The organism is Actinomadura sp. SCN-SB (genome assembly GCF_043906805.1).
Lineage (GTDB): Bacteria > Actinomycetota > Actinomycetes > Streptosporangiales > Streptosporangiaceae > Spirillospora.
Genome location: NZ_JBIMPP010000024.1, coordinates 15,204 through 38,263 on the forward strand (window position 1 = coordinate 15,204; position 23,060 = coordinate 38,263).

At 74.0% G+C, this 23,060-nt stretch carries 25 protein-coding genes; 15 read left to right on the forward strand and 10 right to left on the reverse strand.

All coding sequences use genetic code 11. From position 1 onward, the window contains the following. Positions 1 to 176: 176 nt before the first annotated feature. Positions 177 to 668 carry an AAA family ATPase gene (locus ACGWYJ_RS17480; protein ID WP_395107058.1) on the forward strand — a complete coding sequence of 164 codons (492 nt, stop codon included), beginning with the start codon at positions 177 to 179 and terminating at the stop codon, positions 666 to 668. Continuing rightward, entirely contained in the window at positions 649 to 1,407 is a 759-nt protein-coding gene (locus ACGWYJ_RS17485; protein ID WP_395107060.1) for a tRNA(His) guanylyltransferase Thg1 family protein, read from the forward strand. The genes ACGWYJ_RS17480 and ACGWYJ_RS17485 overlap by 20 nt, the downstream gene beginning before the upstream one ends. Before the next feature lie 7 nt (positions 1,408 to 1,414). Here ACGWYJ_RS17485 and ACGWYJ_RS17490 read toward each other — a convergent pair whose 3' ends face one another. Further along, positions 1,415 to 2,203: an SDR family oxidoreductase gene (locus ACGWYJ_RS17490; RefSeq protein ID WP_395107062.1), complete on the reverse strand. Its 789-nt coding sequence runs from the start codon at positions 2,201 to 2,203 to the stop codon at positions 1,415 to 1,417. Between the two features lie 72 nt (positions 2,204 to 2,275). Between ACGWYJ_RS17490 and ACGWYJ_RS17495 the strand changes: the two genes are divergently transcribed. Continuing rightward, the gene (locus ACGWYJ_RS17495; protein WP_395107064.1) at positions 2,276 to 3,235 is read left to right on the forward strand and encodes an alpha/beta hydrolase; all 960 of its coding nucleotides are present in this window, start codon (positions 2,276 to 2,278) and stop codon (positions 3,233 to 3,235) included. Between the two features lie 114 nt (positions 3,236 to 3,349). Next, a complete protein-coding gene (locus ACGWYJ_RS17500) occupies positions 3,350 to 4,144 on the forward strand; it encodes an alpha/beta fold hydrolase (RefSeq protein WP_395107066.1) in 795 nt (264 codons plus the stop codon). Positions 4,145 to 4,154: 10 nt separating this feature from the next. Here ACGWYJ_RS17500 and ACGWYJ_RS17505 read toward each other — a convergent pair whose 3' ends face one another. The 4 genes from ACGWYJ_RS17505 to ACGWYJ_RS17520 all read right to left on the reverse strand — a co-directional run bounded on the left by ACGWYJ_RS17505 (position 4,155) and on the right by ACGWYJ_RS17520 (position 7,896). After that, positions 4,155 to 5,279, reverse strand: a complete 1,125-nt coding sequence (locus tag ACGWYJ_RS17505) for an AAA family ATPase (RefSeq protein ID WP_395107068.1) — start codon at positions 5,277 to 5,279, stop codon at positions 4,155 to 4,157. Further along, the gene (locus ACGWYJ_RS17510; protein ID WP_395107069.1) at positions 5,266 to 6,051 is read right to left on the reverse strand and encodes an RNA ligase family protein; all 786 of its coding nucleotides are present in this window, start codon (positions 6,049 to 6,051) and stop codon (positions 5,266 to 5,268) included. The genes ACGWYJ_RS17505 and ACGWYJ_RS17510 overlap by 14 nt, the downstream gene beginning before the upstream one ends. A 175-nt stretch (positions 6,052 to 6,226) precedes the next feature. Continuing rightward, positions 6,227 to 6,916 carry a response regulator gene (locus ACGWYJ_RS17515; protein WP_395107071.1) on the reverse strand — a complete coding sequence of 230 codons (690 nt, stop codon included), beginning with the start codon at positions 6,914 to 6,916 and terminating at the stop codon, positions 6,227 to 6,229. Continuing rightward, positions 6,913 to 7,896 carry a sensor histidine kinase gene (locus ACGWYJ_RS17520; protein WP_395107073.1) on the reverse strand — a complete coding sequence of 328 codons (984 nt, stop codon included), beginning with the start codon at positions 7,894 to 7,896 and terminating at the stop codon, positions 6,913 to 6,915. Before ACGWYJ_RS17520 ends, ACGWYJ_RS17515 begins: the two co-directional genes overlap by 4 nt. A 166-nt stretch (positions 7,897 to 8,062) precedes the next feature. Here ACGWYJ_RS17520 and ACGWYJ_RS17525 point away from each other — a divergent pair, with 166 nt between their 5' ends. From ACGWYJ_RS17525 to ACGWYJ_RS17535, 3 genes are read left to right on the forward strand one after another with little or no spacing between them, the layout of a single operon-like run. Beyond that, complete coding sequence (locus ACGWYJ_RS17525; protein ID WP_395107075.1) at positions 8,063 to 8,998, forward strand: ABC transporter ATP-binding protein; 936 nt, start codon at positions 8,063 to 8,065, stop codon at positions 8,996 to 8,998. Next, positions 8,995 to 10,419 (forward strand): ABC transporter permease subunit, encoded by a 1,425-nt coding sequence (locus tag ACGWYJ_RS17530; RefSeq protein WP_395107077.1) that lies wholly within the window; start codon positions 8,995 to 8,997, stop codon positions 10,417 to 10,419. Before ACGWYJ_RS17525 ends, ACGWYJ_RS17530 begins: the two co-directional genes overlap by 4 nt. Continuing rightward, positions 10,392 to 11,216, forward strand: a complete 825-nt coding sequence (locus tag ACGWYJ_RS17535) for an ABC transporter permease (RefSeq protein ID WP_395107078.1) — start codon at positions 10,392 to 10,394, stop codon at positions 11,214 to 11,216. The genes ACGWYJ_RS17530 and ACGWYJ_RS17535 overlap by 28 nt, the downstream gene beginning before the upstream one ends. Before the next feature lie 137 nt (positions 11,217 to 11,353). On the opposite strand, the gene ACGWYJ_RS17540 is transcribed toward ACGWYJ_RS17535, so the two are convergent. The 3 genes from ACGWYJ_RS17540 to ACGWYJ_RS17550 all read right to left on the reverse strand — a co-directional run bounded on the left by ACGWYJ_RS17540 (position 11,354) and on the right by ACGWYJ_RS17550 (position 13,465). Further along, positions 11,354 to 11,845, reverse strand: coding sequence for a pyridoxamine 5'-phosphate oxidase family protein (locus tag ACGWYJ_RS17540; RefSeq protein WP_395107080.1), 492 nt, complete (start codon positions 11,843 to 11,845; stop codon positions 11,354 to 11,356). A 67-nt stretch (positions 11,846 to 11,912) separates the two neighbouring features. Beyond that, positions 11,913 to 13,031, reverse strand: a complete 1,119-nt coding sequence (locus tag ACGWYJ_RS17545; RefSeq protein ID WP_395107081.1) for a tyrosine-type recombinase/integrase — start codon at positions 13,029 to 13,031, stop codon at positions 11,913 to 11,915. Continuing rightward, the gene (locus ACGWYJ_RS17550) at positions 13,028 to 13,465 is read right to left on the reverse strand and encodes a MerR family transcriptional regulator (protein WP_395107082.1); all 438 of its coding nucleotides are present in this window, start codon (positions 13,463 to 13,465) and stop codon (positions 13,028 to 13,030) included. Before ACGWYJ_RS17550 ends, ACGWYJ_RS17545 begins: the two co-directional genes overlap by 4 nt. 103 nt (positions 13,466 to 13,568) lie before the next feature. Between ACGWYJ_RS17550 and ACGWYJ_RS17555 the strand changes: the two genes are divergently transcribed. The 7 genes from ACGWYJ_RS17555 to paaE all read left to right on the forward strand — a co-directional run bounded on the left by ACGWYJ_RS17555 (position 13,569) and on the right by paaE (position 18,455). After that, positions 13,569 to 14,009, forward strand: a complete 441-nt coding sequence (locus ACGWYJ_RS17555) for a hypothetical protein (protein ID WP_395107083.1) — start codon at positions 13,569 to 13,571, stop codon at positions 14,007 to 14,009. Between the two features lie 39 nt (positions 14,010 to 14,048). Next, positions 14,049 to 14,576 carry an NADPH-dependent FMN reductase gene (locus ACGWYJ_RS17560; RefSeq protein ID WP_395107084.1) on the forward strand — a complete coding sequence of 176 codons (528 nt, stop codon included), beginning with the start codon at positions 14,049 to 14,051 and terminating at the stop codon, positions 14,574 to 14,576. A gap of 98 nt (positions 14,577 to 14,674) precedes the next feature. Beyond that, entirely contained in the window at positions 14,675 to 15,634 is a 960-nt protein-coding gene (paaA, locus tag ACGWYJ_RS17565; RefSeq protein WP_395107085.1) for a 1,2-phenylacetyl-CoA epoxidase subunit PaaA, read from the forward strand. Then, on the forward strand, positions 15,631 to 15,924 hold the full coding sequence (paaB, locus tag ACGWYJ_RS17570) for a 1,2-phenylacetyl-CoA epoxidase subunit PaaB (protein ID WP_395107086.1): 294 nt from the start codon (positions 15,631 to 15,633) through the stop codon (positions 15,922 to 15,924). Before paaA ends, paaB begins: the two co-directional genes overlap by 4 nt. 17 nt (positions 15,925 to 15,941) lie before the next feature. Further along, positions 15,942 to 16,859 (forward strand): 1,2-phenylacetyl-CoA epoxidase subunit PaaC, encoded by a 918-nt coding sequence (paaC, locus tag ACGWYJ_RS17575; protein WP_395107087.1) that lies wholly within the window; start codon positions 15,942 to 15,944, stop codon positions 16,857 to 16,859. Further along, on the forward strand, positions 16,856 to 17,365 hold the full coding sequence (gene paaD / locus ACGWYJ_RS17580) for a 1,2-phenylacetyl-CoA epoxidase subunit PaaD (protein WP_395107088.1): 510 nt from the start codon (positions 16,856 to 16,858) through the stop codon (positions 17,363 to 17,365). The genes paaC and paaD overlap by 4 nt, the downstream gene beginning before the upstream one ends. 1 nt (position 17,366) lies before the next feature. Beyond that, positions 17,367 to 18,455, forward strand: a complete 1,089-nt coding sequence (gene paaE / locus ACGWYJ_RS17585; RefSeq protein WP_395107089.1) for a 1,2-phenylacetyl-CoA epoxidase subunit PaaE — start codon at positions 17,367 to 17,369, stop codon at positions 18,453 to 18,455. On the opposite strand, the gene ACGWYJ_RS17590 is transcribed toward paaE, so the two are convergent. Then, positions 18,443 to 19,084, reverse strand: coding sequence for a TetR/AcrR family transcriptional regulator (locus ACGWYJ_RS17590; RefSeq protein WP_395107090.1), 642 nt, complete (start codon positions 19,082 to 19,084; stop codon positions 18,443 to 18,445). The genes paaE and ACGWYJ_RS17590 overlap by 13 nt on opposite strands. A gap of 165 nt (positions 19,085 to 19,249) precedes the next feature. On the opposite strand from ACGWYJ_RS17590, the gene ACGWYJ_RS17595 reads away from it, so the two are divergent. Next, entirely contained in the window at positions 19,250 to 19,816 is a 567-nt protein-coding gene (locus ACGWYJ_RS17595) for a dihydrofolate reductase family protein (protein ID WP_395107091.1), read from the forward strand. A 42-nt stretch (positions 19,817 to 19,858) separates the two neighbouring features. On the opposite strand, the gene ACGWYJ_RS17600 is transcribed toward ACGWYJ_RS17595, so the two are convergent. Continuing rightward, on the reverse strand, positions 19,859 to 23,053 hold the full coding sequence (locus ACGWYJ_RS17600; protein WP_395107092.1) for a BTAD domain-containing putative transcriptional regulator: 3,195 nt from the start codon (positions 23,051 to 23,053) through the stop codon (positions 19,859 to 19,861). Positions 23,054 to 23,060: the final 7 nt, after the last annotated feature.

Below are 23,060 nucleotides of genomic sequence, written 5' to 3' on the forward strand. Positions count from 1 at the left end.
GACCAGCGCGAACGCCGCCATCACGGCTCCGCCGACGACCTGTACAGCCCTCGCGGGAACACCGTAGGCTCAATGCCGCACAGGCCCCGCCCGGATTGGACGCCGCGTTCCGTGACCCACCCAGCGAACCGCACCCGGACGGGCGGCGCCGAGCGGTGAGCGGGGACGGTGCCCCCGTGGAACTGGCCATCCTGATCGGGTTGCAGGGCTCGGGGAAGACCACCTTCTACCGCCGCCACCTGGCCGGCACCCACGCGCACGTGTCCAAGGACCTGTTCGGACGGTCCGCGCGGCGCAAGCAGCAACGCCAGCTCCGGCAGATCGCCGAGCACCTGCGGGCGGGCCGCAGCGTGGCCGTCGACAACACCAACCCCTCGCCCGTGGAATGGACCCCGCTGATCGTGCTCGGCCGCGAGCACGGCGCGCGCATCACCGGGTACTGGTTCCCGCCCGACCTCCAGGCGTCGATGCGGCGCAACGCCGCGCGCCCCGGCCGGGACCGGGTGCCCGACGTCGGTGTCCTGGCCACCCTCAAACGGCTGCGCGAGCCACGGTACTCCGACGGGTTCGACGAGCTGCGCGTCGTCCGCGCCGACGGGGCCGGCGGCTTCACCGTCGTCGACAAGGAAAAGGAGGAGGACGCCGGAGATGCGCCCGCGCGACCTTGAGGCCCGGATGCGCGAGCGGGAGTGGTTCCACTCCCTGACCGTCCCGCCCGGCGCGTGGACGGTCATCCGCGTGGACGGGCGCGGCTTCTCCCGCCTCACCGCGGAACGCTTCGACAAGCCCTTCGACGCCCGCTTCTCGGAGCTCATGACCACGGCGGCGCGGACCCTGCTCACCGAGCTGGCGGGCCGGTACGCCTACACCGAGAGCGACGAGATCTCCGTCGTGCTCGACCCCGACCACGACCTGTTCGGCCGCGAGGTGGAGAAGCTGGTGTCGCTGTCGGCCGCGATCGCCTCCGCCGCCTTCACCCACGCCGCCGGTGAGCCGGCCGCCTTCGACAGCCGCATCTGGCTGGGCACCCACGCCGACGACGTCGTCGACTACATGTCCTGGCGGCAGGCCGACGCCGCCCGCTGCTCCCTCAACGGATGGTGCTACTGGACCCTGCGCGGCGAAGGCCGCACCGCCCGCCAGGCCACCCGCGAGCTGGAACGCGCGAGCGTCCCGGACAAGAACGAGCTGCTGTACGCGCGCGGCATCAACTTCAACGACCTTCCGGCCTGGCAGCGCCGCGGCATCGGCCTGTGGTGGCGGACCTACGAGAAGACCGGGCACGACCCGGTCCGCGGCGTCGACGTCCAGGCCACGCGCCGCCGCGTCCACATCGAACGCGACCTGCCGATGAAGGACCGGTACCGCGACCTCGTCCGGGACCTGGTCACCCGCCGGGCGGCCTGACCGCCGCTCAGCCGCGCCCAACGTGCGAGGGCATCGTCGTGGCCAGCACCGTCAGCGACTGCACGTTGGCCTCCAGCGGCAGGCCCGCCATGTAGAGGACGGCGTCCACGACGGCGCTGACGTCCATGGTCGGCTCCGGCCTGACCGAACCGTCCGCCTGCAGGGCACCCCGCCCGAACCCGCTGGTCATGTCGGTGGCGGCGTTGCCGATGTCGATCTGCCCGCACGCGATCCGGTACGGGCGTCCGTCCAGCGACAGCGACTTGGTCAGCCCCGTGACGGCGTGCTTGCTCGCGGTGTAGGCCGCCGACAGGGGACGCGGCGTGTGCGCGGCCAGCGAGCCGTTGTTGATGATCCGGCCGCCCCGCGGGTCCTGCGCCCGCATCATCGCGAACGCCTCCCGCGCGCACAGGAACGACCCGGTCAGATTGGTGTCGATCACCGTGCGCCACTGCTCGGGCGACAGCTCGTCCACCGGCGCGGCCGTACCGAACACCCCGGCGTTGTTGACCAGCAGGTCCAGCCGTCCCCAGGTGTCGCGCACCGCGCCGAACAGGGCGGCGACCGACTCCGGCGAGGTCACGTCCGCGGGCACCACCAGCGCCCGCCCCTCGGGCACCCCCGAACGGCCCGCCGCCTCGGCGGTCTCGCGCAGCGCGGCGGCGCGGCGCCCGGCCAGCGCGACGAGCCAGCCGTGCTCCAGCAGTCCCGTCGCCACCGCGGCGCCGATCCCCGACCCGGCACCGGTCACCACGGCCACCCGTCCCGGAACGCTCACCTCATCCGATGCGGTCACGCCCCGACCCTAGCGCCCCTGCCGATCGGCGTCCCCCTGGTGGGCGGGACCGCCTCGGGGGACACTGCGCGTATGACGACGATCATCGAGCACACCCTGTCCGGCGCCGACGTGGCGGACGAGACCCGCGCGTTCAACGCCGACCTGGCGGCCAGGCTCGCCACCGTCCCCATGGCCCACGAGGTCGATGACGCGCCCGCGATCCGCGCCGCCCGCGAGAAGGGCGGCGGGCCCTTCCCCGCGCCCGTCCGGCTGCCCGAGGGCACCGACCGCACCGTACCCGGCCGGGACGGCGACATCCCCGTACGGGTGTTCCGCCCCGAGGACCCGCGCGGGGTGTTCCTGCACCTGCACGGCGGCGGCTGGACGCTGGGCGCCGCCGACGCCCAGGACCCGCAGCTGTGGGGGCTCGCCACGGCCGCGCGGGTCGCCGTCGTCAGCGTCGGCTACCGGCTGGGACCCGAACACCCCTACCCGGCCGGACCCGACGACTGCGAGGACGCGGCCCGCTGGCTGATCGACAACGCCGCCGCCGAGTTCGGAACCGGCCGGCTGGTCATCGGCGGCGAGTCCGCCGGGGCCCACCTCGCCGCCGTCACGCTGCTGCGCCTGGGCGGGCTGGCCCGCTCCTTCGCCGCCGCCCAGTTCACCTTCGGCGCGTTCGACCTGGGCCTGACCCCCAGCCAGCGGCACGGAGCCGACAAGCCGGTGCTCCCGCTGGCCACCCTCGAATGGTTCTACCGGCAGTTCCTGCCCGGCCTCGGCCCCCAGGAGCGCCGCGCCCCGGACATCTCCCCGCTGTACGCCGACCTGCCGGCCCTGCCGCCCGCCCGGTTCTCGGTCGGCACCCAGGACCCGCTCCTGGACGACTCGCTGTTCATGGCCGCCCGCTGGCGCGCCGCGGGCAACGAGGCCGAGCTGGAGGTCGTGGCCGAGGCCGTGCACGGGTTCGTCTCCTTCCCCATCACCGTCGCCGAACGCGAGATGGCCGCCCAGGCCGGCTTCATCGCCGACGCCGTGGCCAAGCCCTGACCCGCCGCCCGCGCGTCCGCCGATGAGTTTCGCGGCGCCGGCCGGTCCACCGGTCCAGGGCGGGAAAGCGGCTGAACGCTCCCGGAACCGAGCCCGCCCGCGAAAGGAGATCCCATGCAGTCGGTACGGTCGGGAGACGGCACCTCCATCGCCTACGAGCGTTCGGGAGAGGGACCGCCGGTCGTGCTGGTGGCGGGCGCCCTGTGCGACCGGCGGGCCGCGGCGCCGATCGCCGAGCTGCTGTCGGCGCACTGCACCGTCTACAACTACGACCGCAGGGGACGCGGCGACAGCACCGACGCCCGCACCGTGTTCGGCACGCCCGCCGACGCGCTGCGCCGGGAGATCGAGGATCTGGAGGCGATGCTCGGGGCCGCCGGCGGATCGGCGGGCGTGTGGGGGTCGTCCTCGGGCGCCGCCCTGGCGGCCGAGGCCGTCGCCGCCGGGCTGCCCATCACCCGGCTGGCCATGTGGGAACCGCCTTATGGCCTGACCGAGGAGGACTCCCGCGGCCACCTCGACTACGCCCGGCGCCTGGAGGAGACCGTCGCCGAGGGCCGCCACGGCGACGCCGCCGCGCTGTTCCTCGGCCACATCGGCGTCCCCGAGGAGTTCATCGCGGGCATGCGCCGGTCCCCGGCCTGGCCCGCCCTGGAGAAGATCGCCCCCACCCTCCGCTACGACGCCGCCGCCCTCGGCGACGGGCTGCTGCCCGCCGGCCGGCTCGCCGCCATCACGATCCCCGTCCTGGTCCTGGACGGCGGCGCCAGCATGGACGTCCTGCGCTCCGCCGCCCGCGCCGTGGCCGGCACCATCCCCGACGCGCTGCACCGCACCCTGGAGGGCCAGGAGCACAACGTCGCCGCCGAGGCGATCGTGCCGGCACTGGCGGAGTTCTTCGCCCGCTGAAGGGGAAGGGTCAGGCCGTGGCGAGCCAGCGGAGGGTGTGCGCCTCGGTCGGGTCGGGAGCCTCCCAGCGGCGGACCAGCCGGTCGATGACGGCGTCCGGGACGGGATGCGGACGCTCCCGGTTGCGGCGCAGCAGGACGTCCCTGGGGGCCTCCAGGGACACCAGGTCGACACGGCCCCGATAGTCGGCGATCAGGCCGGTGCACTGCTCACGCAGCGTCCGCGAGACGTTGGTGGCGTTCCACACGAACGGCCGTCCGGCACGCAGGTGCTCACGGGCCCGCTCATAGGCGGCCGACACCACCGCGCTCTGGTCCCCGGCGGGGGAGACGCCCATGTCCCTGCGGATCGCGTCCAGGCTCACCACCGGAAGGCCGGGACGGTTCTCGGCGATCCAGTGGTCCTTGCCCACGCCGGGCAGCCCCGACAGCACCGTGACGGTGCAGCGCGTGTCGTCGTAGGCCGCGTAGTCGGGGTCGCGGCCCGGCTTGCGGAAATACCAGAACCGCGCGTGGTCGGAGGGGAAGCGGCGCGGCGCGTCCAGGCACCGCTGCTCGGCGCAGTACTCCCCGTACAGCCCCACGTTCTCCAGCACCTCGGCGGTGTCGGCGGCGATCCGGCCCAGGATGTCGGCGGTGGCCAGCAGTACCAGGTCGTCGTTGCGCGCCAGCAGGCTCACCCGGAACGCGATCCGCTGGAGGTCGTCGCGTTCCAGCGCCCAGAACGGCACCTGGTGGTGCCGCACCAGCGCGGCCACGTGCTCGCGCCAGCCGATGGGCGCGCCCAGTTCCCACAGGATGCGGCGCACCATCAGGTCACCGCGCCGCGAATGCCCCTTCGCGGTGATGCGGCCGCCCTCCTCGATCTGCGTGCTGTACGGCTTGGCGACGTCGTGCATCAGCACGGTGGTGAACAACCGCACCCGTTCATCGGCCGGGCGCGCCCGCCACTCCGGCAGCTCGGCCAGGGCCTCGCACGCCATCCGGGTGTGCACCTCGACGTCGCCCTCCCCGTGGTGCAGGGCGTCCTGCGGGACACCGGCCAGCGACCGCACCCACGCGAACGTCTCGCGGATCTCCGGCCACGGCACCCGCCAGTGCGGCGGCGCCGGGCACAACTCCTCAAACACCCGCATACAGCACCTCCGGATCGGCCAGGCCGTTGGCGATCACGGGCCGGTCCAGCCAGTGCGAGCCCGAGTCGAGGATCGCGTTGAGGAAGCTCGACCGCACCCACTTGAGACGGCCGACCGTCCTCCCGCCCTCCTCGACCTTGATGTAGAGGCCCTCCATGGCGTCGTCGGCGTCGGTCTCGGCGGCGACCTGGGCGGGGTCGGCGCCGCCGCGGACGGCCGCCTCGCGCAGCGCGTCCCGCCACCGCCCGGTACGGCACGTGGAGGGCCCCACGAACGCGGTGAGCGACTCCAGGCTGTCCAGCGCCCCCTCGTACAGGACGGGGACGTGCACCACCGGCGTCCCCTCCAGCAGCTCCCGGCGCCGCTCGGTGGACAGGAACGTGCCGTCCTCCAGGTCCAGCACGTCGAACTCGCAGAAGTAGTGGGGGAGCGCGTCGTAGAACATCGTGTGCTTGGCGTACAGCCACTCCCCGTACATCACGTACCGGTCGCGCAGCCGTGGCCACAGGACGTGCTGGACGGTCGACGCCCACGCCTTGAGCGGGGCGAAGTGCCGTTCGCGGGGGCCGCCGGTCAGGTAGTGGCCGCGGCTCTGCAGCCGCAGCTCGCCGCCGGAGGTGAAGCTGATGCCGCTGTTGGCGCCGTCCAGCTTCTCCTCCACCACCAGGTACCGCCCGGCGATCTCCCGGAAGGGCACCGCGGCCAGGTCGTGGTCCCCGGCCTGCAGCCGGGAGCCCTCGACATGCCGGGTCCGGGGGTACTTGCGCAACATGCGAACCGTTCTACGGGGCGGCCCGCGGCAGGGACAACTCGATATCACCGAGCCGGCCCAACCGAGCGCCTGGGACGGTCGGCTAGGCGCGGCGTTCGCCTAGGGGGACGCCTTCACCGACTCGGCCTTCCCCGCGAGATAGCGCCGTTCGGGGATGGCCGATCCCGGGAAACCCCTACGCAGGGCGCCACGGCCGGTCCGGATCGGTGCGGGGAACGAGCAGGCCCGACTCGTAGGCGGCGACCACGGCCTGGGCGCGGTCGCGCAGCCCCAGCTTCCGCAGGACCCGGCTCACATGCGTCTTGACCGTCTCGTCCCCGACCACCAGGCGCTCGGCGATCTCGGCGTTGGACAGGCCCTCGGCGATCAGCCGCAGCACGTCGGTCTCGCGCGGGGTCAGCGCGTCCAGCAGGGGAGCGGGCGGCCGGGGCCGCAGCCGGGCGAACTCGCCGATCAGACGGCGGGTGACGCTCGGCGCCAGCAGCGCCTCCCCGGCCGCCACGACCCGCACCGCGTCGAAGAGCCGCTCGGCCGTCACGTCCTTGAGCAGGAACCCGCTGGCGCCCGCCGCCAGCGCGTCGTACACGTGCTCGTCGAGGTCGAACGTGGTGAGCATCAGGATCCGGGGCGGGTCGTCCAGCGCGGCGACGCGGCGGGTGGCCTCGATACCGTCCATGACCGGCATCCGGACGTCCATCAGCACCACGTCGGGACGCGCGTCGCCGCACAGCCGCACCGCCTCGGCGCCGTCGGCGGCCGTCCCGACCACCGACAGGTCCGGCTGGGTCTCCAGCAGCGCCGCGAACCCCGCCCGCACGACCTCCAGGTCGTCCACCACCAGCACACGGAACGGCGGCCCGCTCATCGCCCCTCCTCCGGACCGGTGGGAAGCGTCGCCTCGACCAGGAAACCGCCGCCCGGCGCGGCGCCCGTGCCGAGCCGGCCGCCGACCGCCGCCGCGCGTTCCCGCATGCCCGCCAGCCCGTGCCCCGGCACCCGGGCGCCGGACGGCGGCGGACCCGGGCCGTTGTCGCGGACGCGCAGCCGCAGCGCGTCATCGTCGTAGCCGATCTCGACGTCCACGGCGGCGCCCGGCGCGTGCCTGCGGGCGTTGGTCAGCGCCTCCTGCACGATCCGGTACGCGGTCAGCTCGACCCCGGCGTCCAGCGCGGTCACGGGGCCCCGCACGATCAGCCGGGTCCTGGCGCCGCCACCGTCGCGTGACTGGTCGACCAGTTCCAGCAGTTGCTGCAGGCCCGGCTGCGGGCGGCGTTCGGGAGGAGCGTCCCCGGCGTCCTCGCGCAGCACCCCCAGCAGGCGGCGCATCTCGGTGAGCGCGGTGCGGGCGGTGTCCCCGATGGCCCGCAGGTGCTCGGCGCCCTGCTCGGGCATGCCCGGGACGGCCACCCGCGCCGTCTCCGCCCGCACCGAGATCATCGAGATGTGGTGCGCCACCACGTCGTGCAGCTCACGGGCGATCCTGGCGCGCTCGCCCCGGGCGGTCAGCTCCAGCATGGTGTCCCGCGCGGCGCGGCGCAGCTCGTCCCGCTCCGCGGCGTGCGCACGGGCCCGGCGCAGCCGCCGCCGCGCCGCCGGCACGGCCACCGCCGCCAGCGCCACCAGCCCCGTCACGGCAGGCACGCCGTGGTACAGCAGCATGGTGACCGGCACCGCCGTGGCGATCGCCGTTCCCGCCACCGCGCCGTGGCCGCGGGCGAACGCCAGCGGCGCCGTCCCTTGCAAGCCCACCAGCACCGCCACGGACGACACCGCGCCACCCGTGCGCAGCACGGTCTCCAGCACCGCCAGCAGCCCCAGCGAGACCCCGGCCACCCAGTACCTCACGCCGTCATTCTCGCCGGACGCGGCCACCGCGGCGTCCCCCCGATCAACGGTCCCGGCGTCCCCCGTGCGGGGGATGCCGCCGCGCCCGATCCCCCGGGAACGGCCGGGAAAGATGACGCCGCCAGGTGACGACCCCGGGGGCGGCCGGTCCGTAGCGTCTGCTGCCATGACACCGGCTATCGAAGTACGCGGGCTGAGCAAGCGCTACGGCCCGTCCGTCGCCGTGGACGGGCTGACGTTCACGGTCGAACCCGGCCAGGTCACCGGGTTCGTCGGCCCCAACGGCGCGGGCAAGTCCACCACGATGCGGATCATCCTGGGCCTGGACCACCCCGACGAGGGCACCGCGCTGGTCGGCGGCCGCCCGTACCGGGACCTGCGCGCCCCGCTGTGCCAGGTGGGGGCGATGCTGGACGCCGCCGCCCTCCACCCCGCCCGCCGCGCACGCCACCACCTGCTGTGGATGGCGCATTACAGCGGCCTGCCCGCGCGTCGCGTGGACGAGGTGCTGGAGATGGTCGGGCTGTCGGGGGCGGCGCGCAAACGGGCCGGCGGTTTCTCCCTGGGGATGCGGCAGCGGCTGGGCATCGCGGGCGCGTTACTGGGCGACCCGCCGACGCTGATGTTCGACGAGCCGGTGAACGGGCTGGACCCCGAGGGCATCCGCTGGATCCGCGGCTTCCTGCGCTCCCTGGCCGGCGAGGGACGCGCGGTGCTGGTGTCCAGCCACCTGATGAGCGAGCTGGAGGACACCGCCGACCGGCTGGTGGTGATCGGGCGCGGCCGGCTGCTGGCCGACATCGGCGTGCCCGAGCTGCTGGACGCCGCGTCCGGCGGACGGGTCGAGCTGCGCACCGACCGGCGCGGCGAGGCCATGACCGTGCTGTCCCGCGCGGGCGCGACCGTCGCCGCCACCGACGGCCGGGCCCTCACCGTCACCGGGCTGCCCGCCGAGCGGATCGTCGAGCTGCTCACCGCGGAGGGCGTGCCGTTCAGCGGGATCGCCGAGCACCGCGCCTCGCTGGAGGAGGCGTACATGGAGCTGACCCGCGACGCCGCCGAGTTCCGCGCCGCCACGGCCGGTGAAGGGGAACGGCCATGAGCGTCCAGACCCCCTATCGCGGCACGACCGTCCGGGGCCGTGACGGCTTCGGCCGCATCCTGCGGGCCGAGTGGACCAAGCTGTGGACGGTGCCCCGGTGGGTCCTCACCCCGCTGCTCGTGGTGGCGCTCACGGCGCTGGTGGCGGTGCTGACGGCGTCCGGCTCGTCGATGGAGCGCGCCGGTGGAGCGGGCCCGGTCCGCCACACCCTCGACCCTTACCAGGACGGGGGCGGGTTCGTGCACCGTCCCATGACCGGCGACGGCACCCTCGTCGCGCGGGTGACCGCCCAGGACGCCACCCGACCCGCCGCCAAGGCGGGGCTCATGATCAAGGCGAGCGCGCGGCGCGGCGCCCCCTACGCCGCGGTGGTGGTCACGCCCGGGTACGGGGTGCGGATGCTGACCGGGTTCACCGAAGAGATCGACGGCGACCCCGCCGGTCCGGCCGCGCCGCGCTGGCTGAAGCTGACCCGCGCGGGACGGATTTTCACCGGCTACCAGTCCGCCGACGGGACGCGCTGGACGAAGGTCGGCAGCGTGACCGTCGACGATCTGCCCGCGGACGCCGCCGCCGGGGTCGTGGTCGCCTCACCGGAGTCGGTGAAGGTCGAACGGCGCTTCGGCGGTGAGAGCGTCATGGGGGGGACGACCCTCGGCAGGGCCACCTTCGACAACGTGCGCGTCGAACCCGCCCGGCCCCAGGCGCCCGGGAGGTGGCGAGACCGCGACGGCGGCACCGTGCACCCCGCGCCCGGCGCGGCCCCGTTCACGCTCGCGGGCCCGGGCGACATCGGCCCCGAACTGTTCGCCCCCGACCCCACCCGCGACGCGCTGGGCGGCTCCCTGGTCGGGGCGATGGCGATCGTGGCGCTGGCCGTGCTGTTCATGACCTCCGAATACCGGCGCGGGCTGATCCACCTCACCTTCGCCGCCGGGCCGCGCCGGGGCCGGGTGCTGGCGGCCAAGGCCGTCGTCATCGGCGCCGCCGGGTTCGCCGCCGGGGTGGCCGCCGCCGTCGTCGCGGTGCTGGCCGCGCGGACGATCATGCGCGGCAGGGACATCATCACACCGGCCCTGACCGAGGGACCGGTGCTGCGCGCCGTGCTCGGCACCGGCCTGCTGCTGGCCGTGGTCGCGGTGCTCGCCCTGGCCACCGCCACCATCCTGCGCCGCGCCGCCGCCGCGATCGTGGTGCTGCTGGTCGCGCTGCTCCTCCCGCAGATCGTCGCGTCCGGCCTTCCGGTGTCCGCCGCGGTCTGGCTCGACCGGGTGACCCCCGCCGCGGGCTTCGCCATCCAGCAGACCGTCCGGCAGTACGACACCGCCATCGGGCCGTGGGCGGGGCTCGGCGTCCTGTGCGCCTACACCGCCGCCGCGATGGCGTGCGCGATGTGGCTGGTCCGCAGGCGGGACGCCTGATGGGCGCCGGGCTGGGCCGGTCCCTGCGCGCGGAGTGGACGAAGCTGCGCACCCTGCCCTCCACCGCGTGGCTGCTGCTGGGCATCGCGGCGCTCACCATCGCGGTGAGCGCCGCGGCGGCGGCGCCCGTCGATACCGGGAACTGCCCCTCGCCCGCCGAATGCTTCGAGGACACCGTCAAGGTCAGCCTCTCGGGGGTGCGGGTCGGGCAGACCGTCGCCGTCGTCCTGGCCGCCCTGGTGATCTGCGGCGAGTACGGCGGCACCCTCAGGACCACCCTGGCCGCCCAGCCCCGCCGCCTGCTCGTGCTGCTGGCCAAGGCCGGGGTCCTCGCTGCGGCCGTCGCGGTCGCCGGAACGGTGGGCGTGGCCGGGTCCCTGGCGGCGGGGCACCTGATCCTTCCGGCCAACGGATTCACCCCCGCCCACGGCTACCCGGCCTTCGCCCTCACCGACACGACCATGCTGCGCGCCGCGCTCGGGACCGTCCTGTACCTGGTGCTGGTCGCCCTGCTGTCGCTGGGCGTGGCCACGGCCCTGCGCGACACCGCCGGGTCGATCACGACCGTGCTGGGCCTGCTGTTCACCGCGCCGATCCTCACCCTGGTCATGACCGACCCGGAGTGGAAGGAACGCGTCGAGCGGTTCACCCCGATGAACGCCGGGCTGGCGATACAGGCCACCAGGCATCTCGAACGGCTGCCTATCGGGCCGTGGACGGGACTCGGAGTGCTGGCCCTGTACACGGCCGGGGCTCTCCTTCTGGGAACGCTGTCGTTCATCAAGCGCGACCAATAGCCCGGATGGTGGAGTCGGGCGAGCTGGAACGGCTGCCGCGCCTCCTGCGCCGCAGGCACCGGCACCGCCGCGACGCCATGATCGCCGCGATCGGTGCGCGCCTGCCGGGCGCGGTCGTGCACGGCGCCGCCGCGGGATCAGGTCCTCTCGAAGCGGCGCAGCTTCTGGCCGGGGCGCCACAGGTCGATCTCCAGGTGGTCGCCGACCACGCGGGTGAGCACCACCTCGCGGAGGTCGGCCCTGAACATGTGCGAGCCGGCGAAGTCCGCGGGGTCGAGCCCGCGCGCCCGCAGGACCTCGTCCGCCTCGTCGCGGTCGGCCGGCTCCACCGCCAGGCCCGCGACCTTGGCGTCGCCCGGCCAGCTTGACGGATCGTCCTCCTTGGCCATGACCGAGGCGCTGTGCAGGGCGAACCTCGGGTCGCGCCGCAGGTCGCGGGCCTTGAGCGCCTCCGGCATCGATCCGAACCACAGCTCGCCGTCATGGAACTCGATCTCGATGCCGCTGATGCGCGGCGATCCGTCCTTGCGGAGGGTGGCGATGGTCTTGTGCTTGTGCGCGTCCAGGATCTCGCGTACGCGGCGGGCGAACTCCGGCTCGGTGCCGACGACCTCCTGCCAGGCGGCCATTCCTCTCCTCTCCCGTAGGCGACTCCGGTGGGCGAACCAGCCTCCCACCGGGGTCCGACAGAATCGGTTACGGCGTGGCCACGTGGTCGAACAGAGAGATCGCCTGGTCGACGTGGGCGGCCGAGCGCCGCGCCTGGTCCCGGCGCTCCCAGTAGCCGATGGTGGTGGCGGGGTTGGCGTGGTCGGCGAACGCCTGGACCTCGGCCAGGGGGATCTGCGCGTCCAGCATGTGCGTGATGCGGGACGCCCGCCATACATGCGGCGTCAGGTCCCGGCCGGGCGGCACGCCCGCCGCGCGGCCGAGCCGGGTGCTGATCCGGTCCACGTCGTGCCGGTCGAGCCGGCGCCCCGCGGCGTCCAGCAGGAGCGGGCCGCTGGTGCGGTCGCCGATGACGCGGCGCAGCAGCCGCGCGCAGCGGTCGGGCAGGGGCAGCGCGCGCTGCTTGCCGCCCTTGCGGGTGAGGCGCAGGACGGTCCGGTCGCCTTGGCGCTCCAGATCGGTGACGTCGGCGGCGCAGATCTCGGTGACGCGGCCGGCCAGCGTGTACAGCAGCATCACGATCAGCAGGTCCAGGTCGCTGCGGGCGCATGCCGCGACCGCCTGGACCTGTTCGGGCTCCAGCACCGGGGTGGAGGTGGGGTTGTTCCCTGACGGGATGCGTGGACGGTCGTCCTCGGTGACGGGGTTGCGCGGCGGCGGGTCCAGCCGTCCGGCCGCGTAGGCGTGCAGGGACGACAGCGCGGCCACGTACCGGGCGATGCTGCGTTTGGCGACCCCGGCGTGTTCCTGGCGGAGGCGCCACATCCGCACGTGTTCGGGCGTCAGGCAGCCGACGCTGAAGGCGTCGTGGCCGAGTTCGCGGGCCAGGGGCGCCCAGACGCGGCGCAGGTCGTCGACGTAGTTGCGCTTGGTGGCGACCGAGCCGCGCCGGGTGCTGCTGAGCCAGTCGAGCACCAGCGCGAAGGTCTCGGGCGTGCACGCCTCGGCGAGCAGCTCGATCCTGCGCCGGTAGATCCTGCGGGACCCGAACCGGGCGACCTGCACCTGTCCCAGGTCGGCGTCCAGTTTGGCCAGCGCGTCCGACGCCAGCGACGCCGCCGGCCGGGGGACGGCGGGCGGCGCCGCGTCCGGATCGCCGGGCAGCACCACGCCTTGCAACGGAGTCTGCTGATCCGATGCCGTCATGACGCTCGGTGCGCGTGGGCTTCGGACAGCGGGCGCCCGGCCAGCCGGGCGGCGACCAGACCGGCGAAGTTGGGGCAGTCGAAGAAGTTCTCGTGAGGGCAGCGCAGGGAGTGCTCGACGGCCTCGCGGGCGGCGCGCGCCTTGGCGATCCGCTCGTCCAGCTCGTCCAGCTTCCGGAGGGACAGCTCCCGCCGTTCCTCCGGCGCGGCGCCGTTCGAGGCCATGAGCTTCTTCTGTTCGGCGAGCGAGAAGCCCACGTCCCGCAGCAGCAGGATGATGCCGACCAGCGTGGTCGCCGACTCGGGGTAGCGGCGCTGGCCCGAGACCCTGGAGGGCGCGGGCAGCAGGCCGAGTTCCTCCCAGTAGCGCAGGGCCGATGTGGCGACGCCCGCCCGGTGCGCGAGTTCCCCGATGGTCAGCATTCGTTCCGGCATAGACTTCAAGCGTACTTGAAGGTCGTTCCTCCGGCGCTGAAGGGGAGGGTCGCCTTCTCGGGCCGCCTTGTGGTGGCGGGCGATCCGCCGGTATAGGCGTTGCATGGTCGTCGTCCTCATCCACCTGGCGATCTCGGCCGTCTGGCTGGGCTCCATGATCTACAGCCTGGTGGTCGTCCAGCCCAGGGTGGAGCGCTTCTTCCCCGATCCCGAGCGCCGCGAGGAGTTCCTGCTGGCGCTGGCCGACGGGAATCGCCGGCCGGTGATGGCGCTGGTCGGCGCGCTGCTGCTCACCGATCTCGCCGTGCTGGTCCTCCGGCCGGACCTGCGGCTCGGTTACGGCCTCGCGCTGTTGCCGTACGGCCTCGCCGCGGCGGTGTTCGCGCATGTGACCTGGCGGCACTGGCCCGCACGGGTGTTCGCGCTGCCCGGGGAACTGCCCGGATACCAGCGCCGCCTGCGCGGGCTGGCCTGGACGATGCTCGCGCTGGTCGGGGCCGCCTTCCTGGCGACGTTGAGCGTGAGCGTGATGTCTAGTAAATAGGTAGGATAAATTTGGATTGAGGTTAAGGGAGGCGGTTCGGTGGCCAAGAGCATCGTCGCGCTGGTAGGGAACCCCCGCGCGCAGTCACGTACGCACACGGTGGCGCTCCAGGCCGCCCAGGCCGTCGCCGACCGCGTCGGGGACGCCGCGCCCGTCGAGATCGTCGACCTGTCCGCCCTGGCGCCCCACCTCCTTGCCGCCACCCCGTCCGCCTCGGTCGAACTGTCGCTCGACCTGGTGCGCGGCGCGGACGTCCTGGTGGTGGCCAGCCCGACGTACAAGGGGACCTACACGGGACTGCTCAAATCCTTCCTCGACCGCGTGCCCACCGGGGCCCTGGCCTCCACGGTCGCGCTGCCCTTGCTGGTGATGGGGGACGCCCGGCACGCCCTGGCCGTGGAGGTGCACCTGCGTCCGCTCCTCGTGGAACTGGGCGCGCACGTCCCCACCCCCGGCATCGCCCTGATCGAATCGCAACTCCCGGACGCGGTAACCCTCCTCGCCGAGTGGGCGGACCGCGTCGCACCCCAGATGGCGGGGATCCTGAACGAACGCCTCCCCAGCTGAACGCCCCGCCGGAGCGGGGTGGACATCGCGGGCCGGCCGTGCGACCTTATTACTGACCGAACGATAAGTAAATAAGGCCGCCGACGCCCGGAGAGACGATGACCACCACTCCCGCGGAACCGGACCAGGAGGAACGGCTGCGGGCCGCGTTCGACGCGACGCTCGCGCGCAATGACCGCATCGAGCCACGCGACTGGATGCCGGACGCCTACCGCAGGACGCTCGTGCGCCAGATCGCGCAGCACGCGCACTCCGAGATCATCGGCATGCAGCCCGAGGGCGGCTGGATCGGCCGCGCCCCGTCCCTGCGGCGCAAGGCGATCCTGCTGGCCAAGGTGCAGGACGAGGCGGGGCACGGCCTGTACCTGTACTCGGCGTGCGAGACCCTGGGGGTCTCCCGCGCCGAGCTGACCGACCTGCTCCTGGCCGGGAAGCAGAAGTACTCCTCGATCTTCAACTACCCGGCGCTGTCGTACGCCGACGTCGGCACGATCGGCTGGCTGGTCGACGGCGCCGCCATCTGCAACCAGGTGCCGCTGTGCCGCACCTCCTACGGGCCGTACGGGCGCGCGATGATCCGCATCTGCAAGGAGGAGTCCTTCCACCAGCGGCAGGGCTACGAGCTGCTGATGACGATGATGCGCGGCACCGACGCCCAGCGCGCCATGGTGCAGGAGTCGGTCGACCGGTTCTGGTGGCCGGTGCTGATGATGTTCGGGCCACCCGACGACAGGTCGCCCAACAGCGAGCGGTCGATGGCGTGGGGCATCAAGCGCAACTCCAACGACGAGCTGCGGCAGCGGTTCGTCGACATGACCGTCCCGCAGGCCGAGGCGCTCGGCGTGACGCTGCCCGACCCCGACCTCCGCTGGAACGAGGAGCGCGGGCACTACGACTTCGGCGAGCCGGACTGGGACGAGTTCGCCGCCGTCATCCGCGGGAACGGCCCGTGCAACGCGCAGCGGCTCGCCCACCGCCGCGCCGCCCACGAGGACGGCGCCTGGGTACGCGAGGCGGCGTCGGCGTTCGCGGAACGGAACCGGGAGGCGTCCCGATGAGCGCCGGACGGCGCGAATGGCCCCTGTACGAGGTGTTCGTCCGCGGCAAGCGCGGGCTCAACCACGTGCATGTCGGGTCGCTGCACGCGCCCGACGACGCGATGGCCCTGCGGCACGCGCGGGACGTGTACACGCGGCGCAACGAGGGCGTGAGCATCTGGGTCGTGCGCGCGGACGCGATCACGGCGTCCAGCCCGGACGAGAAGGACCCGCTGTTCGCCCCCAGCGGCGACAAGGTCTACCGGCACCCCACGTTCTACGACATCCCCGGCGACGTCCCCCACATCTGACCAGCGGAGAGACCACCTTGAGCGACGACCAGGGCAGCGTCTTCGACGGGCTGATCGGCGGCGACTCCTCCCAGTGGGCGTTCGGCACCGACTTCGAGGACCCGCTGGCCGGGGTCGACACCACCGTCCCCGGCGGCGTCGATCACGCCGCCCTCGCCACGTACTGCCTCATGCTGGGCGACGACGCGCTGATCATGTCGCAGCGCCTGTCGGAGTGGTGCGCCCGCGCGCCCGACCTCGAAGAGGACATCGCGCTGGCGAACATGGCGCTCGACCTCCTCGGGCAGGCGCGCCTGCTGCTGGCCCGCGCCGCGGCGGCCGACCCCGGCGTCGTCCCCGCCCTGCCCGAGGGCTCGCCGGTGCCCGCGGAGGACGCGCTCGCCTTCTTCCGCGACGCCGGCCGGTTCCGCAACGTGCGTCTCGCCGAGGTGCCGAACGGCGACTTCGCGCATGTGGTGGTGCGCCTGCTGCTGTTCTCGGTGGCACGGCTCGCGCTGCTGGAACGGCTCCGCGCCAGCGCCGACAACGTCCTGGCGGCGGTGGCCGCCAAGGGCGTCAAGGAGATCACCTACCACCGCGACTGGTCCGGCCGCTGGTTCCTCACCCTGGCACGCGGCACGGAGGAGTCCCGCCGCAGGCTCCTCGCCGCCCTGGACGCCCTGTGGCCGTTTCAGCCCGAACTCGTCTCGGCGCACCCCCTGGAGGTGTCGCTGGCACAGGCCGGTGTCGGCGTCGATCCCGCGTCCACCCGAGAGGAAGTGGACGCCGTCCTGGACCAGGTGCTGGCCGTGAGCGGCGTCGACCGCCCGGACCGGCCGCCGCCGGTCGGCGTCGGCGGGCGGACCGGACGCGACGGCATGCACACCGAGGCCATGGGCCCGCTGCTCGCCGAGATGCAGGTGGTCGCCCGCGCCCACCCGAGCGGGCGCTGGTGAGCGCCCGCGAGCGCGCCGCCGGCGTGGCCGCGGAGGTGCGCGACCCCGAGCTGCCGATGCTCACCCTCGCCGACCTCGGCGTGCTGCGCGGCGTCGACGTCCGGAAAGACGAGGACGGGGACGCGGTGATCGTGTCCATCACGCCGACCTACACCGGCTGCCCGGCCATGGCCACCATGCGCGACGACCTCGTCCGCCGGCTGAACGACGCCGGGTTCCCGCGCGTGCAGGTCCGTGTCGCGCTCGACCCGCCCTGGTCCAGCGACTGGATCTCCGAACGCGGCCGCCGGGCGCTGCGCGAGGCCGGCCTGTCGCCGCCCGGTCCGGCGCCCCGCCGGACCGGGCCGGTGCCGCTCACGCTCGGACCGCCCCGGCCCGCGCCGTCCTGCCCGCGCTGCGGCTCGGCCGCCACCCGGGCCACCTCCGAGTTCGGGTCCACCGCCTGCAAGGCCCTCTACCGCTGCACCGCCTGCCTCGAACCGTTCGAGCACATCAAGGAGATCTGAGATGTCCGCGCTCGCGCCCGGAGCCGCCCCGGCCCGGCGGGCCGCCGCCTTTCACACGCTGACCGTGGCGGCGGTGGACCGCCTGTGCGACGACGCCACGGCGATCACCTTCGACGTGCCGGACGAGCTGCGCGAGGCGTACGCGTTCCGGGCCGGGCAGTCCCTCACCCTGCGCCGCGTCCTGGACGGGCGGGAACACCGCCGCACCTACTCGATCTGCGCGCCCGCCGGTGCCCCGCCCCGCATCGGCGTCCGCGAGATCCCCGGCGGGCTCGTCTCGCCCTGGCTGGTCCGCGAGGTGGTGCCGGGGACGCGCATCGAGGTCCAGACGCCGACCGGCTCCTGGCAGGCCGACCCGGCGACCGGCGAACGGCACCTGTGCGTCGCCGCCGGATCGGGGATCACCCCTCTGCTGTCGGTCGCGTCCACCGTCCTGACCCATCCGCGGGCGCAGGTGTCGCTGCTGTACGGCAACCGCACCAGCCGCACCGTGATGTTCGCCGAGGAGCTCGGCGACCTGAAGAACCGCCACGGCCCCCGCCTCCAGGTGGTCCACGTGCTGTCCCGCGAGCCGCGCGACGTCGAGCTGTTCTCCGGACGCCTCGACCGCGACCGGCTCCGCCGCCTGCTCACCGACCTCGTCCCCGTCGAGGTGTTCGACCACGTCTGGCTCTGCGGGCCGCTGCGGATGGTCGAGGACGCGCGGGCCGTCCTGGCCGAACTCGGCGCCCCCGCCCGCGTCCACGTCGAGCTGTTCTACGTGGACGCGCCGCCGCCACAGCCACGGCGGGTCTCCGCGCCCCTGCGCGGAGCCACGACCGAGCTGACCACCGTCCTGGACGGCCTGCGCACGACCTCGACCGTCTCCCGGGAGACGACCCTTCTGGACGGCGCCCAGGCGACCCGCTCCGACCTGCCGTTCGCGTGCAAGGGCGGCGTCTGCGGCACCTGCCGCGCCGTCGTCCGCGAGGGCCAGACCGACATGCGCCGCAACTACGCCCTCGAACCCGCCGAGGTCGCCGCCGGGTTCGTCCTCACCTGCCAGACCTTCCCCGCCGGGGAGCGCGTGACCATCGACTACGACGCCTGATCGGGGGCGTCGCGCCGGGTCAGGCCGTCGAAGGCGATCGTGGTGATCGCGTCGGCCACCGTGGACGGATCGTAGGCGCCGTCCGCGCGGTACCACTCGACCAGCGAGTTCACCATGCCGAACAGCAGTCGGCTCACCAGCGGCGGCGGCACGTCGTCACGCAGGCGTCCCTCCGCGACCGCGTCCGCGACCAGCGAGGCCAGCCGGTCGTCCAGCCAGCGCCGCCGCCGCAGAGCGGCCAGCTCGACATCGCTGTTGCCCCGCACCCGCAGGAGCAGCGTCACCGACGGCTGGTGCGCCACGAGCACCTCGACGCTGCGCCTGACCACCTCGCGCAGCCGCCCGTACGCCGACGTCCCGGCACCCTCGTTCACCGCCTCGTTCACGACGGCCGTCAGCTCGTCGAGCGCGTCGTCCAGGGCCTGGCTGAGCAGTTGCTCCTTGCCGGTGACATGGTGGTAGATCGCCGGCTTGGTCAGCCCCAGCTCCTTGGCCAGGTCGCCCATGCTGGTGGCGTCATAGCCCTTGCGGTTGAACAGCTCCACCGCCGCCCGCAGAATCGCCGCCTGATCGTAGCCGGGCCGGCCCCGCCGCCGCGGCGCCGGCCCGGCGGCCCCACTCGTCGTCACCGCTGCAGCATCTCACGCCCCTCGCGACCCGTTCTCCGGGCGCCGGGTCCGGGCGCACGGCACGGCCTGAAGGAGATCTAAAGGAAACCGTAAGGGGCGACCGGCAAGCTCAGATCATCAAGCCGGGGCACAAGGCCACGGCGGTGACCACGGGAGAACGGAACAATGCGCAAGCTCATCGAGTCGACCTTCGTGTCCCTGGACGGCATCGTCGACGACACCCGGCCGTCCACCGCCTCCCGGGCAGAGCCGCAGCACTGGGGCCGGCCGTACTGGGACGAGGACCACGGCGGCTACGCCGCGAAGCTGGTCGACTCGGCGGACACCCTACTGCTGGGGCGGGCGACCTACGAGGGGATGGCGGAGGCGTGGATGTCGCGAGCCGGGGACCCGTTCGCCGACGCGGTCAACGCCATGCCGAAGTACGTGGCCTCGCGGACGCTGACCGAGACCACCTGGAACGCCACCGTCATCAAGGACGTGCCGGAGGAGGTCGCCAGGCTCAAGGAGCAGCCGGGCAAGAACATCCTGAAGTGGGGGACCGGTGAGCTCGACCGCACGCTGGTGGAGCACGGCCTGGTCGACGAGTTCCACTTCTGGTACTTCCCGGTCATCGTCGGCGCGGGCAAGCACCTGTTCGAGGGCGCCGGGTTCGACACCACGCACCTGAAGCTGGCGGACATCAGCCGGTTCGGCTCAGGGATCGTCGTCCACATCTACGTGCCAAGGTAAACCGAAGTAAAACCGCCCAGGTTCATGCCGCCCGAGGGCAGGTCACGGCCCGGTCCCCTCCACCAGGGACCGGGCCTGCTCGGGTGCGAGCTCCGCGCCGCTCGCGAAGAGCGCGTCGAAGCCGGGCTCGGCGGCCCGGACGTCGGCGGTGATCCGGGCCAGCTCGTCGCGTTCCGACGGTGAGATGGGCAGGCCGGTCGCGTGTCGCGCGGCGTCGGCCGCACCGAGCAGCCGGGCGGCCAGGCCGGGGCGCCCGTCCAGGACGAGCGCGGCGGCCATGCCCACCAGCGCCCACGCCTTGCCCTTGTCCGAGTGCTGGTCGTGGCAGATGTCGTAGCCCTCGCCGAGCAGCTTCAAGGCGCGGGCGGGATCCCCTCGCCGCTCGGCGAGGAACCCCAGCTCGATCAGGACCATCGACAGGTACGGCGGGTGGCCCTCGCCGGTCCGGTGCGACCGCGCCGACTCCAGCAGCGAGAGCAGGCCCTCCTCGGCCGGGTCGAGCCTGCCTTCCCGGCGGTCCGCGAACGCCAGGGAGATGGTGGCGAACGTCTTCCCGGCGTGATCGCCGTGTTCGGCGTTCAGGCGCCTGGCCTGCTCGGCGTACTCGCGGGCGCGCGCGTACTCCCCGGTCTGGACCGAGGTCCAGGCGAGCCAGCCGAGCCGCCCGGCCACGTCGGGCCACAGCCCCAGGTCCTCGGCGATGCGCAGTCCGACGCGGGTGAGCCGCTCGGCCTCCGCGTGGTCGCCGGCGAGGTCGGCCAGGCCGATCAGCCAGTCCGTGGCCTGGAGGACGCCCCAGTCGTCGCCGAGTGCGCCGAACAGCCGTGCGCCGCGCCTGGCGTCGTCCTCCAGCGCGGTCATGTCCTCCCGGATGTGGGCGAGCATGGCCCGGGTGCTCAGCGCCGCGGCCTCGCCCCACCGGTCCCCGGCCTCCCGCGCGGTGTCCAGGGCCGACTCCAGCAGCTCCGCGGTGGCCTTCTCGTCCCCGGCGGTGATGATCGCCGTGGCCAGGAACCATTCGGCGCGGGCGAGCTCGGCCGGGTCCACCGCCGGACGGTGGTCACGCAAGGACAGCGTGGACCGCTCCGGTACGGCCTGCCCCTGCCGCATCGACAACCCCGCCCGCCAGACCTCCGCCCTGGCCCGCAGAACGGCCGGTGCCTGGCCCGGGACGGCCAGCGCCGCGTCCAGTGCCCGGCGCGCCTCGGTGATCCGGCCGCGCAGGAACCGGTACCACACCAGCGACACGGCCAGCCGCAGCGCCTGCTCCGCCGCGCCCTCGCGCTGGAAGGTGTCGAAGGCGGCCCGCAGGTTCGCGGTCTCGGCGTCGAGCCTGCGCAGCCACTGGCGCTGCTCGGGCCCGCGCAGCAGCGGATCGGCCTGTTCGGCGAGGGCCAGGTAGTGGTCGGCGTGGCGGAGCCGCAGCGCGTCCTCCTCCCCGGCCTCGCGCAGCCGGTCGAGGCAGTACGCCGACACCGACTCCAGCAGCCGGAACCGTGCTGCGTCGGCGCGGACCACCAGGGACCGGTCCACCAGCCCGGCCAGCAGGTCCAGCACCTCGCCCGGCGCGGCCTCGTCCCCCGCGCACAGCGCCTCGGCCGCGGCGAGCGTGCAACCGCCCTGGTGGACGGCCAGCCGGCGCAGCACGGCGCGTTCCGGTCCGGTCAGCAGCCGCCAGCTCCAGCCGATCACCGCGGTCAGGGTGCGCTGCCGGGCGGGCGCGTCCCGCGGCCCGGTGCCCAGCAGCCCGAACCGGTCGCGGGCCACGCTCAGCCGCGCCGCCAGCTCCGGCACGCCCAGCGCCGGGACCCGGGTGGCGGCCAGCTCCAGGGCCAGCGGGATGCCGTCCAGCCTGCGGCACACCTCCGCCACACCCGGCACGGTCTCCGGCGTGGCGTCCAGTCCCGCCCGTTCCAGGAACAGGCGCACGGCGGGGGAGCGGGCCAGCCGGTCGGCGTCGTCGGTGTCGGGAATGTCCAGCGGCGTGACCTCCCAGCGGGCCTCGCCGCGCAGCCGCAGCGGCTCCCGTCCGGTGGCCAGCACGCGCACGCCGGGGGCCGCCGCCAGCAGCGCACCGACCAGGCCCGCCACGGGCTCGACGACATGCTCGCAGTTGTCGAGCACCAGCAGCGTCCGCCGCTCCCTGAGGGCCGCGGCCAGGCGCCCGGCCGCCGTTTCCGGACCGCCCGGCGCGTCCGGGATGGACAGCGCCGACAGCACGATCTCGGCCGGATCGCCCTTCCCGTCCCAGGCGGTCAGGTCGACCAGCCAGACGCCGTCCGGGTACGCCTCCCCGGCCAGGGCGCGGGCGACCGCGAGGGCCACGCTGGTCTTGCCCACCCCGCCGGGCCCGGTGAGCGTCACCAGCCGCCCGGCCGCCAGCAGCTCCCGCACCTGCCGGATGGCGTGGTCGCGCCCGATCAGCTCGGTCACCGGGGCGGGCAGGTTGGTGGAGGGCTTCACCGGTCGCGGGGCGGGCTCGGGCGCGTCCTCGGACGGGTCACCGGACAGGATGGCCTGGTGCAGCCGGACGAGCTCGGGGCCGGGGTCGAGCCCCAGCTCGTCGGCGAGCCGGCGGCGCAGTTCGTGGAAGGCGTCCAGCGCCTCGCTGGTGCGGCCAGCCCGGTGCAGGGCGCGCATGTGGGCCGCGCGCAGCCGCTCCCGGTACGGGTGGCGGCTCACATGCTCGCCGAGCTCACCGGCCAGCTCGCGATGCTCGCCGAGCTCCAGCCGGGCTTCGGCGTACGCCTCCAGCACGGCGAGCCGCCGTTCCTCCCAGCGGGCCACCGCAGGCCGGGCGAACTCCTCATCGGCGAAGTCGGCCAGGGCGGGGCCCCGCCACAAAGACAGCGCCTCGGCCAGAAGCCCTGCCCGGATGCGCGGGTCGTCCGCGCCCTGTGCCCGTTCTGCCAGGGCGGCGAACCGTATCGCGTCCACCGCGTCCGGCCCGGCCCGCAGCGCGTACCCGGGGGCCTGGGACGCGACCAGGTCCCTAGCGCCCTCCTCGGCGACGGCCAGGGCCCGGCGTAACTGCGACACCCGCACGTGCAGCGCGGCGGTGGGATCGGCAGGGGCCGCCGCGCCCCACAGGTCGTCGACGAGCCGGTCGACGGACACCGGACGCCCTTCGTGGACGAGCAGGTCGGCCAGCAGCGCCCGCACCTTGCGCCCGGGTATCGTGACCGCCCGGCCGTCGTCGGTCCAGACGGCCAGCGGCCCCAGTACGCCGAATCTCACCGGACCA